This is a genomic window from Actinoplanes sp. CA-142083, from assembly GCF_050942195.1.
In the GTDB taxonomy this organism is placed as follows: domain Bacteria; phylum Actinomycetota; class Actinomycetes; order Mycobacteriales; family Micromonosporaceae; genus Actinoplanes.
On sequence record NZ_CP192076.1, the window covers coordinates 6,192,513 to 6,208,872 of the forward strand.

Annotated in this window: 15 protein-coding genes; 1 reads left to right on the forward strand and 14 read right to left on the reverse strand. The window is 70.2% G+C overall.

What is annotated here, in order from left to right:
* Positions 1-17: 17 nt before the first annotated feature.
* From ACQPZX_RS28430 to iolC, 11 genes are read right to left on the reverse strand one after another with little or no spacing between them, the layout of a single operon-like run.
* Positions 18-878: a sugar phosphate isomerase/epimerase family protein gene (locus tag ACQPZX_RS28430; protein WP_433361409.1), complete on the reverse strand. Its 861-nt coding sequence runs from the start codon at positions 876-878 to the stop codon at positions 18-20.
* The gene (locus ACQPZX_RS28435; RefSeq protein WP_433361412.1) at positions 875-1,891 is read right to left on the reverse strand and encodes a Gfo/Idh/MocA family protein; all 1,017 of its coding nucleotides are present in this window, start codon (positions 1,889-1,891) and stop codon (positions 875-877) included. The genes ACQPZX_RS28430 and ACQPZX_RS28435 overlap by 4 nt, the downstream gene beginning before the upstream one ends.
* Positions 1,891-2,709 (reverse strand): ATP-binding cassette domain-containing protein, encoded by an 819-nt coding sequence (locus ACQPZX_RS28440; RefSeq protein WP_433361415.1) that lies wholly within the window; start codon positions 2,707-2,709, stop codon positions 1,891-1,893. The genes ACQPZX_RS28435 and ACQPZX_RS28440 overlap by 1 nt, the downstream gene beginning before the upstream one ends.
* A gap of 2 nt (positions 2,710-2,711) precedes the next feature.
* Positions 2,712-3,761, reverse strand: coding sequence for an ABC transporter permease (locus ACQPZX_RS28445; protein ID WP_433361418.1), 1,050 nt, complete (start codon positions 3,759-3,761; stop codon positions 2,712-2,714).
* Positions 3,762-3,774: 13 nt separating this feature from the next.
* Complete coding sequence (locus tag ACQPZX_RS28450) at positions 3,775-4,767, reverse strand: sugar ABC transporter substrate-binding protein (protein ID WP_433361421.1); 993 nt, start codon at positions 4,765-4,767, stop codon at positions 3,775-3,777.
* Positions 4,754-5,701, reverse strand: coding sequence for a TIM barrel protein (locus tag ACQPZX_RS28455; protein ID WP_433361424.1), 948 nt, complete (start codon positions 5,699-5,701; stop codon positions 4,754-4,756). Before ACQPZX_RS28455 ends, ACQPZX_RS28450 begins: the two co-directional genes overlap by 14 nt.
* 11 nt (positions 5,702-5,712) lie before the next feature.
* Positions 5,713-7,209, reverse strand: coding sequence for a CoA-acylating methylmalonate-semialdehyde dehydrogenase (locus ACQPZX_RS28460; protein ID WP_433361427.1), 1,497 nt, complete (start codon positions 7,207-7,209; stop codon positions 5,713-5,715).
* A gap of 8 nt (positions 7,210-7,217) precedes the next feature.
* Positions 7,218-9,071: a 3D-(3,5/4)-trihydroxycyclohexane-1,2-dione acylhydrolase (decyclizing) gene (gene iolD / locus ACQPZX_RS28465; RefSeq protein WP_433361430.1), complete on the reverse strand. Its 1,854-nt coding sequence runs from the start codon at positions 9,069-9,071 to the stop codon at positions 7,218-7,220.
* Positions 9,068-9,955 (reverse strand): 5-deoxy-glucuronate isomerase, encoded by an 888-nt coding sequence (gene iolB / locus ACQPZX_RS28470; protein ID WP_433361433.1) that lies wholly within the window; start codon positions 9,953-9,955, stop codon positions 9,068-9,070. The genes iolD and iolB overlap by 4 nt, the downstream gene beginning before the upstream one ends.
* Complete coding sequence (locus tag ACQPZX_RS28475; protein ID WP_433361436.1) at positions 9,955-10,824, reverse strand: Cgl0159 family (beta/alpha)8-fold protein; 870 nt, start codon at positions 10,822-10,824, stop codon at positions 9,955-9,957. The genes iolB and ACQPZX_RS28475 overlap by 1 nt, the downstream gene beginning before the upstream one ends.
* Positions 10,817-11,767 carry a 5-dehydro-2-deoxygluconokinase gene (iolC, locus tag ACQPZX_RS28480; protein WP_433361439.1) on the reverse strand — a complete coding sequence of 317 codons (951 nt, stop codon included), beginning with the start codon at positions 11,765-11,767 and terminating at the stop codon, positions 10,817-10,819. Before iolC ends, ACQPZX_RS28475 begins: the two co-directional genes overlap by 8 nt.
* Positions 11,768-11,910: 143 nt before the next feature.
* On the opposite strand from iolC, the gene ACQPZX_RS28485 reads away from it, so the two are divergent.
* Positions 11,911-12,663: a GntR family transcriptional regulator gene (locus tag ACQPZX_RS28485; RefSeq protein ID WP_433361442.1), complete on the forward strand. Its 753-nt coding sequence runs from the start codon at positions 11,911-11,913 to the stop codon at positions 12,661-12,663.
* On the opposite strand, the gene ACQPZX_RS28490 is transcribed toward ACQPZX_RS28485, so the two are convergent.
* The 3 genes from ACQPZX_RS28490 to ACQPZX_RS28500 form a co-directional block, all read right to left on the reverse strand.
* The gene (locus ACQPZX_RS28490) at positions 12,660-13,193 is read right to left on the reverse strand and encodes a hypothetical protein (RefSeq protein WP_433361445.1); all 534 of its coding nucleotides are present in this window, start codon (positions 13,191-13,193) and stop codon (positions 12,660-12,662) included. The two genes, ACQPZX_RS28485 and ACQPZX_RS28490, sit on opposite strands and share 4 nt — an antisense overlap.
* 79 nt (positions 13,194-13,272) lie before the next feature.
* Entirely contained in the window at positions 13,273-13,662 is a 390-nt protein-coding gene (locus ACQPZX_RS28495) for a hypothetical protein (RefSeq protein ID WP_433361448.1), read from the reverse strand.
* A 9-nt stretch (positions 13,663-13,671) separates the two neighbouring features.
* A complete protein-coding gene (locus tag ACQPZX_RS28500; protein ID WP_433361451.1) occupies positions 13,672-16,353 on the reverse strand; it encodes a tetratricopeptide repeat protein in 2,682 nt (893 codons plus the stop codon).
* Positions 16,354-16,360 lie beyond the last annotated feature (7 nt).

The window sequence follows — 16,360 nt, forward strand, 5'->3', positions numbered from 1 at the left end:
CCCCAGCCTACAGTTGATCAACCCACCGACTTACGAAGGTACTGATTGACCTGGGAAAGGTTGTACCGGGCGCTGTCCTCGGCCCGCTCCTCCCAGGCGAACACGCACACCGTCGCGATCCCGTCGAAGCCCACCTCGGCGAGCGTGGCGAAGAACAGGTCCCAATCGACCTCGCCCTGCCCGATGTCCAGATGCTGGTGCACCCGGGCGGTCGAGCCGGGCGGGTTGACGATGTACCGCAGCCCCGAGGACCCGCGATGGTCGAACGAGTCCGCGATGTGCACCTGAGTGAGCAGCGGCCCGGCATGGCGAAGAACCGCCGCGAGGTCGCCGCCCTGGTGGAACGTGTGCGGCGCGCAGTACAGGAACGTCACGTTCGGCGAGTTGATCCCGCGGACCAGGTTGACGCCCGCGATCCCGTCCTCGACGAAGTCGTCGGGGTGCGGTTCGAGCACGAGCCGCACCCCCTCCCGCTCGAAGATCGGCAGCAGCTCCTCGAGCGAGCGCCAGAACTGAGCCTCGCTCTCGTCCGGATGCGAAGGCCGCCCGTTGAACTCGGAGTTCATCACGTCCACCCCGAGATCCACGGTGATCTCGATGGCCCGCTTCCAGTACCGCACCGCCGCCTGCCGCGCCTCCTCGGAAGGTCCCGACCAGCGATAAAGCGGCAAGACTGACGCAATAGACACTCCGGCGGCGGCTAGCTCACGCTTGAAGGCGGCGACGCCGGCGTTGTCGACCCGAGGATGCACAAAGAACGGCAGAAAATCGTCGCGGGGCGACATTTCGATGTATTCGTAGCCGAGGGAGGCCACGAGGCCCGGCAACTCCAGCAGCGGCACCCGGCGCAGCATGTAAGGGTCAAGAGCGATCTTCACACCGTCACCCCCGAGTCATAGAGCTTCGGCTGGTCGGCGAGAGACACCAAAACCCTTTCTCCCGTACGGAGTGCGGAGACTCCCGCGTCCGACACGACCGCCGCGGCGTACCCGTCCCAGGCGCTGGGCCCCAGAGGCTGCCCCCCACCGGAGATCGCGAGCACCCATTCCTGCAGCTCCACGTCGTACGCGGCAAGGAAGCGCTCCCGCCAGTCGGCCGGAACCGGATTCGCCACCCGCCCGTCCCGTCGCACCGCGACGGGCGAGAGCGACCCGAGCGAAGCCGTGCCGCTCTCCCCCACGATCTCGCCGCGGATGTCGTAGCCGTAGCGGATGTTCACCGACGTCTCGACGTCGACCAGCACCCCGTTGCCCATCTCGAAGATGAGGAACAGCGGGTCCTGGAGGTCGCCGCCGTGGCTGCTGCGGCGCGGGACGAGCACCCGCACCGCGGCGATCTCGGCGCCGAACATCCAGCGCACCATGTCGATCTCGTGCACCGCGGTGTCGGTGATCGCCATCTCCTTCTGATAGAAGGCCGGCACGCTGGCGTTGCGGTGGGCGCAGTGCATCATCAGCGGCGTGCCGATCTCGCCGCTGTCCAGCGCGTGCTTGAGCTGCCGGTACGCGAAGTCGAACCGCCGCATGTAGCCGACCTGGACGAGCCGGCTGCCGTGCGCGACCTCGGCCTCGACGATGCGCAGGCACGCGCCCTGGGTGGTGGCCAGGGGTTTCTCGCAGAAGACCGGCTTGCCGGCGGCGATCGCCGCGAGCACGTACTGCTCGTGGGTCGGCCCCCACGAGCAGACCAGCACCGCCTCGACGCCGGGGTCCGCCACCAGCTCCTCGCCGGTGGCGTGCACCGTGGCGCCGATCCGGCCGCCCACCTCGGCGGCGACCGCGGCGTCGACGTCGGCCACGGCCGTGACCGTCACCCCGTTGAGCACCGTGGTCAGCCGCCGGATGTGGTCCTGGCCGATCATGCCGGTGCCGATGACTCCGACCTTCAGCATCACTGGCGTCCCAACTCGTGCGAGAGCTCGGCCAGCTCGTCGCCGCCGGCCATCTGCGTGGTCAGCTCGTCGAGGCCGACCTCCTTGCGGGTCTTGTCGAGCGCGGTCTGGCCCAGCTTCAGGATCACGAAGTGGTCGCCCACCATGTACGCGTGGTGGGGGTTGTGGGTGATGAAGACGACGCCGAGGCCCGCGTCCCGGGCCGCGGCGACGTATTTGAGCACCACGCCGGACTGCTTGACGCCGAGCGCCGCGGTCGGCTCGTCGAGGATCAGCACGCGCGCGCCGAAGTAGACGGCGCGGGCGATCGCGACACACTGCCGCTGGCCGCCGGAGAGCGTGCCGATCGGCTGGTTGATGTCCTTGACGACGATGCCCATCTTGCGCAGCTCGGTGTCGGCGATCTCCTTCATCTGCTTCACCTTGAGCCCGGCCAGCGGGTATTTGCCCGCCGTCATCTCGGAGCCGAGGAAGAAGTTGCGCCAGACCTCCATCAGCCCGACCACCGCCAGGTCCTGGTAGACGGTGGCGATGCCGTGCCCGAGGGCCTCGCGAGGGCTCGAGAAGGTGACGGCCGCGCCGTCGACCTTGACCGTGCCCTCGTTGTGCGGGTGCAGCCCCGACATGATCTTGATCAGGGTGGACTTGCCGGCGCCGTTGTCGCCCAGCACGCAGGTGACCTCGCCGGCGTTGACCCGCAGGTTGATGCCGCGCAGGGCCCGGATCGCGCCGTACGACTTGCCGACGCCGTCCATCTCGATGAGCGGCTCACCTTTGTGCAGGTGACTGTCGGCGTGTTCGGCCAGGGTGTCGGTCATGGCTAACCCACTTTCCGCATCGTGGCCATGCGCTTCACATACAGGTTCACCAGTACGGCGAGGAGCAGCATCACGCCGAGGAACGCCTTGAACCAGTTCGGGTCCCAGCCGGCGTAGATGATGCCGAGGCTGGTCATGCCGAAGATGAACGCGCCGATGGCCACGCCGATCGCGTTGCCGTAGCCGCCGGTGAGCAGCGTGCCGCCCACCACCGCGGCGATGATGTAGAGGAACTCGTTGCCGACGCCGCCGCCGGCCTGCAGGGTGTTGAACCGGTAGAGCTGGTGCATGCCGACGAACCAGCCGAGGAACGAGACCGCCATGAACAGGCCGATCTTCGTCCGCAGGACCGGCACGCCGACGGCCCGGGCGCTGTCCGGGTTGCCGCCGACCGCGAAGATCCAGTTGCCGGCCCGGGTGCGCTGCAGGATCCAGGTCGCGAGCGCCACGAAGAGGAACCACCAGATCACCGAGGTCCAGATCGTCACCGACCCGACCTTGAAGCTCGACGAGAAGATCTTGCCGAGCGAGTCGTACCCGGCGATCTGGCTGACGTCCGTGCTGGAGACCGTGCCGGTGACCAGCTTGGTGACGCCCAGGTTGGCGCCCTGCAGCACGAAGAACGTGCCCAGCGTGATGAGGAAGCTGGGGATGCCGGTCCGCATCACCAGGTAGCCGTTGAGGAATCCGATCGCCAGGCAGAACGCGAGCGAGAGGATCGCGCCGACCCACAGGTTGATGCCGAAGTACCAGCAGAACATCGAGTTGGCCAGCCCGGCGGTGTAGACGATGACGCCGGCCGACAGGTCGAACTCGCCGCCGATCATCAGCAGGCCGACTCCGACCGCCACGATGCCGATCACCGAGGACTGGTAGAGCACGGTGAAGAAGGACTCGGCCGAGCGGAACGACGGCGCGAGCACCAGGAAGAAGATGAAGATGATGATGGCGGCCACGAGGGCGCCGATCTCGGGGCGGGCCAGCAGCCGGTTGGAGAGGCCGAGGCGCACCCGTCCGGCCGGTGGGGCCGGCGCTTCCACTGTCTGAGTCATGACCTCACCCCGCCTACCGGGTGTTGTTCTTGGTGAACGGCAGGATCTTGTCGATGTTGGTGCTGTCCACGAAGGAGGGACCGGTCAGCACGGCGTTGCCGCCGCCGATGTCGTTGCCGTTCTTCAGGTTCAGGTAGAGCGACGTGACGGCCATGTAGCCCTGCACGTACGGCTGCTGGTCGATCGAGAACAGGATCTTGCCGTCCTTGATGTCCTGGGCGGCTTCCTGGTTGAGGTCGAAGGTCACCAGCTTGGCCTGGCTGCCGGACTGGTCCTTCGCCTTGATCGCGTCGATCGCCTGCGGGGCGCCGAGCGTGACGATCGCGTCGATCGACTTGTCCTGGGAGAGCTTGGCCTGCAGCGTGGTGGTGACGGCCGCGTCGTCGGCGCCGTTGACCTGGATGTTCTCGGTGCCCGGCACCGAGCTCTTCACGCCGGCGCAGCGGGCCTCGAGGGCGACCGAGCCGGTCTGCTGGATGACGCAGAGCGGGTGCTTGGCGCCCTGCTCGGCCAGGCGCTTGCCGGCGGTGGTGCCGGCCAGGGTCTCGTCCGAGCCGAAGTACATCAGAGCGCCGAGCTTCTTGTACTGGTCGATGCCGGAGTTGAAGCCGACCACCGGGATGCCCGCGTCGGTGGCCGCCTTGACCGCGCCGGCGAGGGCGTCGGGGGTGACCAGCGTGGTGGCGATGCCGTTCACCTTGGAGTCGACCGCGTTCTGGATCAGGACCGCCTGCTTGGGCGCTTCGGGGTCGTTGGAGTACTTCAGCGTGACGCCGGTGTCCTTGGCGGCCTGCTGCGCGCCGTTCTTCACCTTGTCCCAGAACGTGTCGCCCGGGGTCTCGTGGGTGATGAAGGCGATCGTGTATCCGGAGCTGCCGGCGGCATTGCCGCCCCCGCTGGTGTCGTCGGTGGTCTTCTCGCGGCCGCCGCCGCTGCAACCGGCGGCGGCGAGGGTTATCACCGAGAGGACTGCGGCGATGCGGAAGGTGCGACTACGAGCGTTCATCGGATATCTCCTCGGAGGGGACGGCGGCAGGCCGGGAGTGCAGGCCGACCGAGTTGAGGTAGGTGCGGGTGCGCGTCGCGATCGGCAGGGGCAGGTCGAAGTCGACCGGGTACATGTCCTGCTCGACCACGACGAAGATGTCGGCGTCGAGTTCGCTCAGCGCCTCCATCACCGACGGGATCTTGGGTTCGCCGGCGGGGGGCTCGATGGAGGCGCCCATCGCGACGGCCTGCCCGAAGGCGAGGTCCTCGTCGGCGGCGCGCTGGGCGATGACGGGATCCATCTGCTTGATATGGACATATCCGACTCGCGACGGATATTTTCGGATCAATCCGGGTACGTCTGCGCGGCGGTACGCGAGGTGCCCGGTGTCCAGGCACAGCGAGACGTAGTCCGGGTCGGTGTCCGCGAGGAAGCGCTCGACCTGTTCCTGCGTCTCCACCTGATAGTCCGCATGCGGGTGGAAACGCATGTGGACTCCGTACTCCTCGAGAAGGATCTTCCCGAGGGTGTTGGAGTTGCGGGTCAGGGCACGCCAGGCCTCGTCGTCGAGCGAAGCCGCCTCGCGGTAGGCGCCGGTCACGTCGTCGCGGTAGCCGGGCACCGGGACAAAGACGACATTCTCCGCGCCCAGGGCGGCGGTGAGAGAGGCAACCTTGCGGGTCTCCGCCACCACCGCGTCAAAATCCTTGTGCGGCCCGCCCACGCCGGCCACGGTCCCGCCGGCCACCGACAGGCCACGCTTGGCGATCTCGTCGCCCAGCCGCGCGGGGTCGGTCGGCAGATATCCATATGGGCCCAGCTCCAGCCAGCTGTAGCCGGCCCCGGCGAGCTCGTCCAGGAAGCGATCCCAGGGGGTTTGACGCGGGTCGTCGGCGAACCACACTCCCCAGGAATCGGGGCAGCTACCAAGTTGCAGGTGACGAATTTCCATGTCTTAAAACCTCAGCTCGCCGTGGGGAAATGCAGAGAAGCGCCGGAGGCGTGCGACACGTGCGGCCACCGCGAGGTGACGACCTTGCCGCGGGTATAGAACGAGACCCCCTCAGGCCCGTGGATGTGCTTGTCCCCGAACAGGGAGTCCTTCCACCCGCCGAAGGAGTAGTAGGCCATCGGCACCGGAATGGGCACGTTGATCCCGATCATGCCGACCTTCACGCCACGCTGGAACCGGCGCGCCGCCTCCCCGCTGGAGGTGAAGATGGCCGTGCCGTTCCCGTAAGGATTGCTGTTGATCAGGTCTATCGCGGTGTCGACGTCGTCGGCCCGCACGGTGGAGAGGACGGGCCCGAAGATCTCCTCGGTGTAGACGTCCATCGTGGGCTGTACCTGGTCGATGACGGTCGGCCCGACGAAGAAGCCGTTCTCGTGCCCCGGCACCCGCAGCCCCCGCCCGTCGACCAGCAGCTTCGCGCCCTGCGACTCCCCGGTGCCGATGAGCGACTCGATGCGATCGCGAGCGGCGGCGGTGACAACCGGGCCCATCTCCGACCGCGGGTCGCGCCCGGGACCGACCACTACCTCGGCGGCCTTGCGGGACACCAGGTCCATCAGCGCGTCGCCGGCGCTGCCGACCGCGACCGCCGCCGAGATGGCCATGCACCGCTCCCCCGCCGAGCCGAACGCGGCGGCGGTCAGGTGCTGGGCGGCGAAGTCGAGGTCGGCGTCGGGCAGCACGATGGCGTGGTTCTTGGCCCCGCCCAGCGCCTGCACCCGCTTGCCGGTCGCGCTGGCCTGCTCGTGGATGTAGCGGGCGATCGGCGTGGACCCGACGAACGAGACCGCCGCGATGCCGGGGTGCTGCAGGATCGCGTCGACGACCTCCTTGTCGCCGTGCACCACGTTGAAGACGCCGTCGGGCAGCCCCGCCTCGCGCCACAGCCGGGCCACGTAGTTGGAGGCGCTCGGGTCGCGCTCGCTCGGCTTGAGCAGGAACGTGTTGCCGCAGGCGATGGCGACCGGGTGCATCCACATCGGCACCATGGCCGGGAAGTTGAACGGCGTGATGCCCGCGCAGACGCCGAGCGGCTCGCGGAAGCTGAACACGTCCACGCCGGTGGAGGCCTGGTCACTGTAGGAGCCCTGCAGCAGCGACGGGATGCCGCAGGCGAACTCGATGACCTCGAGGCCGCGCTGGACCTCGCCGGCCGCGTCGGAGAGCACCTTGCCGTGCTCGTCCGAGATGAGCTCGGCGAGCTCGCCGACCCGGGCGTTCACCAGCTCGCGGAAGCCGAACAGGATCTTCGTGCGCTTGCTGAGCGACGCCTGGCTCCACTCCTCGAACGCCGTGGTCGCGACGCGGACGGCGGCGTCGACGTCGGCGGCCGAGCCGAGCACGACCTCGTGTTGCTGCTCGCCGGTCGCCGGGTTGAAGACCGGTCCCTTGCGGATCGACGCGCCCGAGGTGAACTCGCCGCCGATCCAGTGCTCGATGGTTGACATGACGATCCTTAGAGGTATTGACGCTGGTCGCGCTTCGCTTCCGCGTAGCGTTCGCGGGCCGCGCGCGTGCTCGACAAGGCAGATGTTTCCGGTACGGGGACGTCCCACCACGACTCCGAGGAGGGGACCGGGGACAGCGGGTCGGTCTCGATGTGCACGACCGTGAGCCGGTCGGCCTCCCGCGCGCGTTTCAGCCCGTCGCGCAGGTCGGCGATGGTCCGGCAGCGGATCACCGAGGCGCCGAGGCTCTCGGCGTTGGCCGCGAGATCGACCGGCAGGTGGGAGCCGTCGTAGTCGTTGCCCGGCCCACGGAACCGGTAGCTCGTGCCGAACCGTTGCGAGCCGAGGGACTCCGAGAGCGCGCCGATCGAGGCGAAGCCGTGGTTCTGCACCAGGACGATGATCAGCTTGATGCCCTCGGACACCGCGGTGACGATCTCCTGCGACATCATCAGGTAGGAGCCGTCGCCGACCAGCGCGTACACCTCGCGCGACGGGTCGGCCATCTTGATGCCGAGCGCTCCGGCGATCTCGAAACCCATGCAGGAGTAGCCGTACTCGACGTGATACTGCTTCGGATCCCTTGCGCGCCACAGCAATTGGAGGTCGCCGGGCATGCTTCCGGCCGCCTGCACCACGACGTCGCGCGCTCCGCACGCTTCGTTCACGACCCCGATCACCTCGCTCTGGGCGGGCAACGGGCTGTGACCCATCCCGTACGCGTCGTCCACAGTCGCCTGCCAGGCGGTGACGTCGGCCCGGTAATCGGTCGGGAACCGCTTGCCGCCCAGGGCCGCCAGCAGCGCGGAGAGCCCGGAGCGAGCGTCCGCGACGATCGGGTACGCGGCCTGTTTCGCCGCGTCGAAGCCGGCCACGTTGATGTTCACGAACTTCACGTCCGGGTTGCGGAACGCGGTGCGCGAGGCGCTGGTGAAGTCGCTGTACCGGGTGCCGACGCCGATCACCACGTCGGCGTCGCGGGCGAGCCGGTTGGCGACCGGGGTGCCGGTCGAGCCCACTCCCCCGACCGAGTTGGGGTGGTCCCAGGGAATCGCGCCTTTGCCGGCCTGGGTGTCGGCGACCGGGATGCCGGTCTCGCGGGCGAACCGGTCGAGCTCGTCGGACGCCTCGCCGTAGATGACGCCGCCGCCGGCGATCAACAAGGGCTGAGAGGCATTCCGTACGACGTCGGCGGCGCGCTCCACGAAAGAGGGCTCGGCGAGCGGGCGCCGCACGTGCCAGACCCGCTTGGCGAACAGCTCCTCCGGGAAGTCGTAGGCCTCGGCCTGCACGTCCTGCGGCAGGCAGATGGTCACCGCGCCGGTGTCGGCCGGGTCGGTCAGCACCCGCATCGCGCCGAGCAGGGCGGCCGGCAGCTGCTCGGGCCGCCACACCCGGTCGAAGAACCGCGAGAGCGGCCGGAACGCGTCGTTGACGCTCACGTCGTACGAGGAAGGGTCCTCGAGCTCTTGAAGCACCGGCGCGGCAACCCTGGTCGCGAAGATGTCGGACGGGAAGAGGAGGACCGGCAGCCGGTTGACCGTCGCGAGGGCGGCGCCGGTGAGCATGTTGGTCGAGCCCGGCCCGATCGACGCCGTGCAGGCCATCGTGGACAGCCTGTTCTTCATGCGGGCGTACCCGGCGGCCGCGTGCACCATGGCCTGTTCGTTGCGGGCCAGGTGGTACGGCAGGTCCGCCTCCCCGGTGCGCTGCGCCTGCAGCAACGCCTGGCCGAGGCCGGCGACGTTGCCGTGGCCGAAGATGCCGAAGCAGCCGGCGACGGCACGCTGCTCCACCCCGTCGCGCTCGGTCCACTGGCTGGCCAGGAACCGGACGACGGCCTGGCCGACGGTGAGTCTCACGAGCGAGTCCTTTCCTTGCAGGTGGAGAGCGGCAGCCGCGCGTCGACATCCATCGACGTCCAGGACGCACGGACCCAGCCGTGCGCCGGGTCGTCGCGCACCAGCCACTCGCGGGCGCCGGGCCCGGCCATCACGTTGAGGTAGTAGAGGTCGTATCCGGGCGCGGCCATCGACGGGCCGTGCCAGCCGTACGGGATCAGCACGACATCGCCGGTGCGGACCTCGGCGCAGACGTCGATCGGGCGGTCGGGATGCCCGTACACCCGCTGGTAGCCGCAGCCGGCGCCGCCGGCGGGCGAGGGCGCCACCTCGAAGTAGTAGATCTCCTCGAGGCTGGACTCACCGTCGGCCTGCTCGTCGTGCTTGTGCGGCGGGTAAGACGACCAGTTGCCGCCCGGGGTGAGCACCTCGCAGGCGATCAGCCGGTCGGCCTCGAAGCTCTCCGGCGTGCAGAAGTTGTTGACCTGCCGGCTGGCCTGCCCCGCCCCGCGCAGCTCGACCGGGACGTCCTCGGCCGCGCCGTAGCGGAAGGGCAGCCTGCGCCCGGCCCGGGCCGCGGGGAGGGCGAACCGCCCGCCGTTGGGCGCCCGCACGGTCACAGCGGACTCCCGCGGCACGTACGCGAAATCGGTGACCCGCGAGAAGACCGAGCGCCGGCCCGTCAGGGTGACCCGCTCGTCGTCGCAGGTCACGTCGCAGCCGCCGGAAAGCGGCAGGACAAGCATCTCATCGTCGCCGGTGAAAAACCGCGCCCTCGCGCCGATCGGCAATTCGAGCACGCGCAGGCCGCTGTAGCGCCATCCCGCGTTCTCGGGCGACACCACCATGTCGAACGGCTTGTCGGCCGTGCTGCCCCGCCGCATCAGCGGGTTGACCCGGGCCATCACAGTAATCCCACCGCTCGGTCGACGGCGTCGGCGACGGTGCCGGCCGCCGGGTAGAGCAGCGACCGCCCGATGACAAGCCCCTGCACGGTCGGCAGCCGCAGCGCCTTGCCCCAGTTGGCGTAGGCGGCCTCGGCGTCGTGGGCGACCTCGCCGCCGAGGATCAGCGCGGGGAGCGTGGTGGCGGCCATGACGCGGTCCATGTCGTCGACGACCGGCACCTTGAGCCACGTGTACGCCGACGTCGTGCCGAGGCCGGCGGCCACCGTCATCGCGCGGATCATCGCCTCGGCGCTCAGGTCGTTGCGGACCCGGCCGTCGACGCGGTGCGAGATGAACGGCTCGACCATCGCCATCCGCCGCCGCCCGGCCAGCTCGGCCACGGCGGTGCCGCAGGCCTGCAGGGTGGCGACGGTGCCGGGGTCGTCGGGGTCGATGCGCAGCAGCATCTTGCCGCCTTCGTAGCCCGCCGAGGCGATGCTGCCGGCGTCGTAGGCGGTGAACCGGTCGTCCATCTCGAAGCTGGTGCCGGCCAGGCCGCCGCGGTTCATCGAGCCGATCACGACCTTGTCGTCGAGCTCGCCGAGCAGCAGGAGGTCTTCCAGGATGTCCGGGGTGCCGAGCACGCCGTTGACGCCCGGGCGGGCCAGAGCGGTGCGGATGCGCTCGAGCAGGTCGACCCGGTTGGCCATCGCCAGGGGGTCGGCGCCGGCCCGCAGCGCGCCGCGGGCCGGGTGGTCGGCCGCGATGATCATCAACTTGCCGTGCGGCCCGAACAGGGTGCCGGGCCGTTTGCGGGCCGCGGCGGCCGCGGCGATGGCGTCCGGGCGCTTGGTGCGCGCCTCCAGCAAGTCAGCGAAGTCACGCACGAGAGACCCCCAGCTTTTCTCGTACCTCGTCCTCGGTGGGCATGGCGTCGGAGCAGGCCAGACGCGAGGCGACGATGGCGCCGGCGGCGTTGGCGAAGCGCATCGTCGCCTCGAGATCCCAGTCGGCGAGCAGGCCGTGGCAGAGCGCGCCGCCGAACGCGTCGCCGGCGCCCAGCCCGTTGACCACCTCGACCGGGACGGGCGGGACTTCCACCTGCTCGCCGCTGCGGCGGGAGGCTCGCACGCCGGCCGGGCCCTGCTTGATCACCGCGAGCTCGATGCCGGCGTCGTGCAGGGCGGCGGCGGCAACCTTGGGATCGCGGACGCCCACCGCCGTGTCCACCTCGTCGAGGTTGCCGACCGCGACGGTGGCGTAGGGCAGGGCCTCGGCGTACCAGCGGCGGGCCTCCTCGCGGGACTCCCAGAACATCGGCCGGTAGTCGAGGTCGAAGACGGTGATGCCGTTCTTGTTGCGGGTTCTCAGCGCGTGCAATGTCGCCGTACGCGATGGCTCCTGGGAAAGGCCCGTGCCGGTGACCCAGAAGATCCGGGCGTCGCGGATGGCGTCCTCGTCGAGCTCGGACGCGCGGATCTCGAGGTCGGGGGCCTTGGGGAAGCGGTAGAAATAGAGCGGGAAGTCGTCCGGCGGGAAGATCTCGCAGAACGTGACCGGCGTCGGCAGGCCCGCCACCGGCGTGACGAAGCGATCGTCCACCCCGAAGCCGCGCAGCGCGTCGTGCAGGAACTCGCCGAACGGATCATTTCCGGTACGCGTGATGACCGCGGACCGGCGCCCGTAGCGGGCGGCCGCCACCGCCACGTTGGACGCGCTGCCACCCAGGAACTTCTCGAACGTGCGCACCTCGCGCAGCGACACACCGATCTGCTGTGGGTACAGGTCGACGCCGATGCGTCCCATCGTCAGGACGTCGTCCGCGGGCATGCGCTTCCCCCTAGATCGACCTTTGGTAGTTGGGCGGTTGCTCTATGTTGGCTGCCCTCGATGTAATAACGTGGTGGCTCTGACGTCAATACTTTGTCATGACAAACTGACTTGCACCATCTGAGACTTCACAGGGGGACGCCGTGCCATCCGACCTGACCCCGGTGCGACCGGTGCACCTCGACCGGTCCAGCCCGGTGCCGCTGTACTACCAGGTCGCGACCCGTCTGCAGGAGCTGATCGAGAAGGGCGAGATCGGGGTGGGCGCCCGCATCGAGAACGAAGTGGACCTCGCCGAGCGCCTCGGTGTCTCCCGCCCCACCACCCGCCGCGCGATCCAATACCTGGTCGAGCGCGGCATGCTGGTCCGCAAACGCGGCGTCGGCACCCAGGTCGTCCACCCCAAGGTCCGGAGGCCGGTAGAGCTCTCCAGCCTCTACGACGACCTCGTGGCCGGCGACCGCTCCCCTCGCACCGATGTCCTCGACCTTCGCGTCATTCCCGCTTCCGACGCCATGGCCGCGGCGCTCTCCATCGAGGCCGGCACCCCGGTGACGTGGATCGAGCGGCTCCGCTTCGCCGGTGGCGAGCCCCTGGCCCTGATGCACAACGCGATCCCGCTCGACGTCCTCTCGGTGACGGAGGCCGACCTCGCGTCCCACGGCCTCTACGAGCTGCTCCGCATGGCCGGCCACGTCCCCCGGATAGCCACCCAGGTGATCGGCGCCCGCTCAGCGACGGCCGCCGAGGCCCGCACCCTCGACGAGAAAAGAGGCGCCTCCCTGCTCACCATGGTCCGCACGGCCTGGGACGCTTCGGGGCAGGCCCTGGAGTACGGCAGCCACCTATACCGCGCGAGCCGCTACAGCTTCGAGCTGAACCTCTCGGCCGGCTAGCGCCCGCCCAGCCCGATCGTCGTGGCGTGACTGGGCGAGAGCGTCACCGGCCCGACCCACCCCCGGACCACCGCGGCGACTTGCGCACGCCGCGGCTGTCCCGGGTGGACGTCCTCCCCGCGTGCCCACCCGTCGAGCAGGGCGCGAGTGGTCTCGATCGCCGTGGTCACCATCGTGTGCGCCCGGGCCCGGTCGTCCCAGGTGTGCCAGAGGGCCCAGCCCTCCTCGCGCTCGGCGACCCCGAGCCGCGCACATCCCGCGCGATAGTTGTCACCCAGATCCGGGGTGATCAGCGCCGCGCCCCCCAGATGCAGCAGCGGCCGCTCCTCGGGCAGGCACCCGTCGCCGCCGAAATGCCGATGCCGCAACATCCGGCCGAGCTCGTTCACGGCGCGCCGCACCACCCCCGCGTCCTCGGGATCGGCCTCGTAACTGAGCCACCCCTCCTCATACGCCGCGTCGACGACGTCGCGCGCGAGCAACTCGATCTGCCGCAGATAGTCGTGCTCACCCAGCTCCGGTTCCACCACGAGCACAGTCTCGCTCAGCCCGGCGGGTCGGCCCAGTCGACAGCCTTGGCCGCGCGGGTTGTGCCTGAATGGCAGGGGGTCACTCCAGCAGCACCGCGCACAGGGTCTGCCCGCGGTCGGTGCCCGAGGTCACCGCTACGGCGAAGACGAACCTGCCGGCCGCCCACGTGTACTGGGTGCCCTGGTAGGTCACCGGCACGAGGCGCACCCAGTAGTAGCCGTCCGCGCCGCCCATGATGCCGTTTGCCGCGGCGATCTCGACGGAGGCCCCAAACGGCGCCACGAGCTTCTGCTGCACGTCGAAGTTCGCCGCGCCCAGGCCGTTCACCGGCACGCCGTCCGCGTCGGTCACCGACACGACCACCGGCAGCGCCCGGCTGTTGCCCGGCATGGCTATGTCGGCGCTCTGGTCCCCCAGCGCGGCACCGCTCGCCGCGGTTCCGCTCGCTTCCACGATGAGTCTCGCCATGGCCGGAAGCTAACTACCTCCGGCCGCCGAGGGGCAGCCTTCTGCCCCCGATCGGACAATCCCCGCGGCGAGCCGGTCGACCAGGCTGAAGACCTTGGTCAGGGCCGGTTCCGCGGCGGCACAGCGTGCGGCGGAAAGATGCTCGGGGTCCCAGCAGGCGAGCGCCGCTCCGAACACGATCGCCCGGTCGAAGTCGGCCGCGGCGATACATCTGTCGAACACCGCGCGCAGCGGGCTGGGGCAGCCGAGCTGCGTGAGGAGCGGCGCCAGGCTACCGACCGCGGCGAGGTCCCGGTCGAGATCGGCCGAGCGGATCCAGCCCGGTGTGGTCTCGACGTCGCCCATGCGGTAGAGCATGAGCCCGAGGTAGACGCCGATGGTGAGTCGTTCCGGGTCGGCGATCGTTGCCAGGAACGCGTCGCGCATCGGCTCCGGCCGGCCGGCCAGGAACAGCGCGGGTCCGATGCCGACGAGCGCGCCGAGATCGTCCGCGGCCAGCGCGGCGTCGAAATCGGCCAGAACCGGCTCCGCCCGGCCGGCCTGAAGACCCGCCAGCGCGAGATGGGTGCGCGCCCGCGGGTTGCCGGCCGCGGCGGCTCGTCCGAACAGGGTGAGTGCCTCCGCGGAGTCCCGGTCGCTCAGCCGGAGCAGCTCGGCCAGGTTCATCATGGACCGCGGATCGTCGGCCGCGGCGCCGCGCCGCAGCCAGTCCCGCGCGCGGTCGAGGTCGCCTTCGTCCCGGTAGATCATGGCCAGGTTGTTCGCCGCCACGGTGGAGCCGCCCTTGACGGACCGCTCGTACCAGACCTTGGCGCCGGCGATGTCGCCCTGCTTTTCGAGCAGCCGGGCGAGTCCGAACATCGCGCTGCTGCTGCCCTCGGCCACGGCGCGGTCGAGCCAGCGCCGGGCTTCTTCGAACTCGTCCCGGTCCACCAGCCATTGACCGAGGTTGCCCATCGCCATGACCGAGCCGGTCTCGGCGGCCCGGCGACCCCAGCACACGGCGCCGTCCGGGTCCCGCCGGTCGTGCAACAGGCAGGCGAGGTTGACCATGCAGTCGGCGTCGCCCACCTCGGCGCCGCGTTCGTACCAGCGCACCGCAGTACCGGTGTCGCCGGTGCGCTCGGCGAGCAGCGCGAGGTTGAACATGGCCCGGGTGTCGCCGCCCTCGGCTGCCCTGGTGTACCAGCGGAGCGCCTCCGCGTCGTCGCCATCGGCCTCGGCCAGGTAGCCGAGGCTCGTCACCGCGGCGAGATGGTCCTGTCCGGCCGCGCGCCGGTACCACTCGCGTGCCCGCTCCCGGTCGTTGCGCTCGAAGAGGAGCCCCAGGTTGTACATGCCGGAGGCCATGCCGTCCGCGGCACACCGGGACCAGGCGGTTTCGGCCAGCTCGAGGCGGCCGGCGTCGGCTTGAACCACGCCGATCTCCAGGCACGCGGCGGGCGTCGCGCGCTCGATCAGAGAGGTCAGGGCGGCGATCCGGTCCTCGTCCGCGGTCTGCTGCTTGCCGGCAAGTTGGACGAGCACATCGGACACCTCATAGCCGTCGGTGATGCCCGCCCGGACACCGTGCTTGTAGAGGGCCGCGACCTTGCCGCGGACCGGTCGGGTCGCCCAGTCCTCGGCGCGAGAGAACCAGTCGGTCGTCAGTGCCGGCAGCTCCCGCCGGCTCAGGTAGTGCGTTTCGGTCAGCCCGGCGACCAGAGCCCGGGGCAGCGGCTCGGGGTGACCGGCGAGCCGGGCATCCACGGCGGCCTTGAGCAGCGCCGCGCCGAGCGGCTCGCCCGGCTGGTGCCAGCGCTGTTCCAACGCGGGCGTCGCCGCGAGCGTCTGGGTGAAGCCGTCGTGGTCGAGCGCCTCCCGGATGCGCGGGTCCGCCTCGGCGATCTGCTCGGCGCGCTCCCGCTCGGCCGGGCTGAACTGGTCCGGCAAGCGGAAGAGCACGGCCATGCCGAGCACGTCGGCGGCCTCGTCCCCGGCGGCGGCCGGGCGGTCATGGCGAGACGACGGTGGCGTGGCGCCCCGGGCGGAGAGCCGCTCGTACGTCTCCGGCCAGACGGCGCCGATCACGATCACCTGCTCGCCGATCAGCGCGCGCACCACTTGCGGAGTCAGGCCGGTGACGGTCAGATACCGCTCGGCGTCGTCGAGCCAGACCACCGCGCGCCGCAGAAGCGCCGAGCCGGCCGCCAGATCGCGCAGGTCCTCAGGATCCGGCCGGACCAGGATCCGCCGGTCGCCGACCGTCGCCTTCAGCGCTTCGAGGAGGCATCGGGTCTTACCGGACGCGGCGTTGCCGACCACCATCAGCACGCCGCCCCGGGCGCTCATCCGGGTCAGCTCCGCCCGGAGGCCGGCATCGATGTCGCGCGGCACGAAGGCAGGGAGATCCTCGGACAGACCCCCGGCCGGCCCGTCGATGGGGATCGCCCGGTGCAGGCCGGCCAGGATCGAATCATCGGCCAGGTCGCGGACGCGCGGGAGGGGTCGGCGGCCGATCGCGGCCGCGGCTCGATCGCGCTGCGCGGCCCGGCCCTCGAAGGCCCGCTGCACCATCGGTTGCGCGAGGCCGGCCACCGCCGCGACGGCTACCGCGATCACGGCGGCCAGCCCTTTCAGGCCGAGCCACTCGTCGACCACCGGGATGACCGCGACCGCCACGGTCAGCAGAACGAGGAGGCTTGCACGCATGCGGACG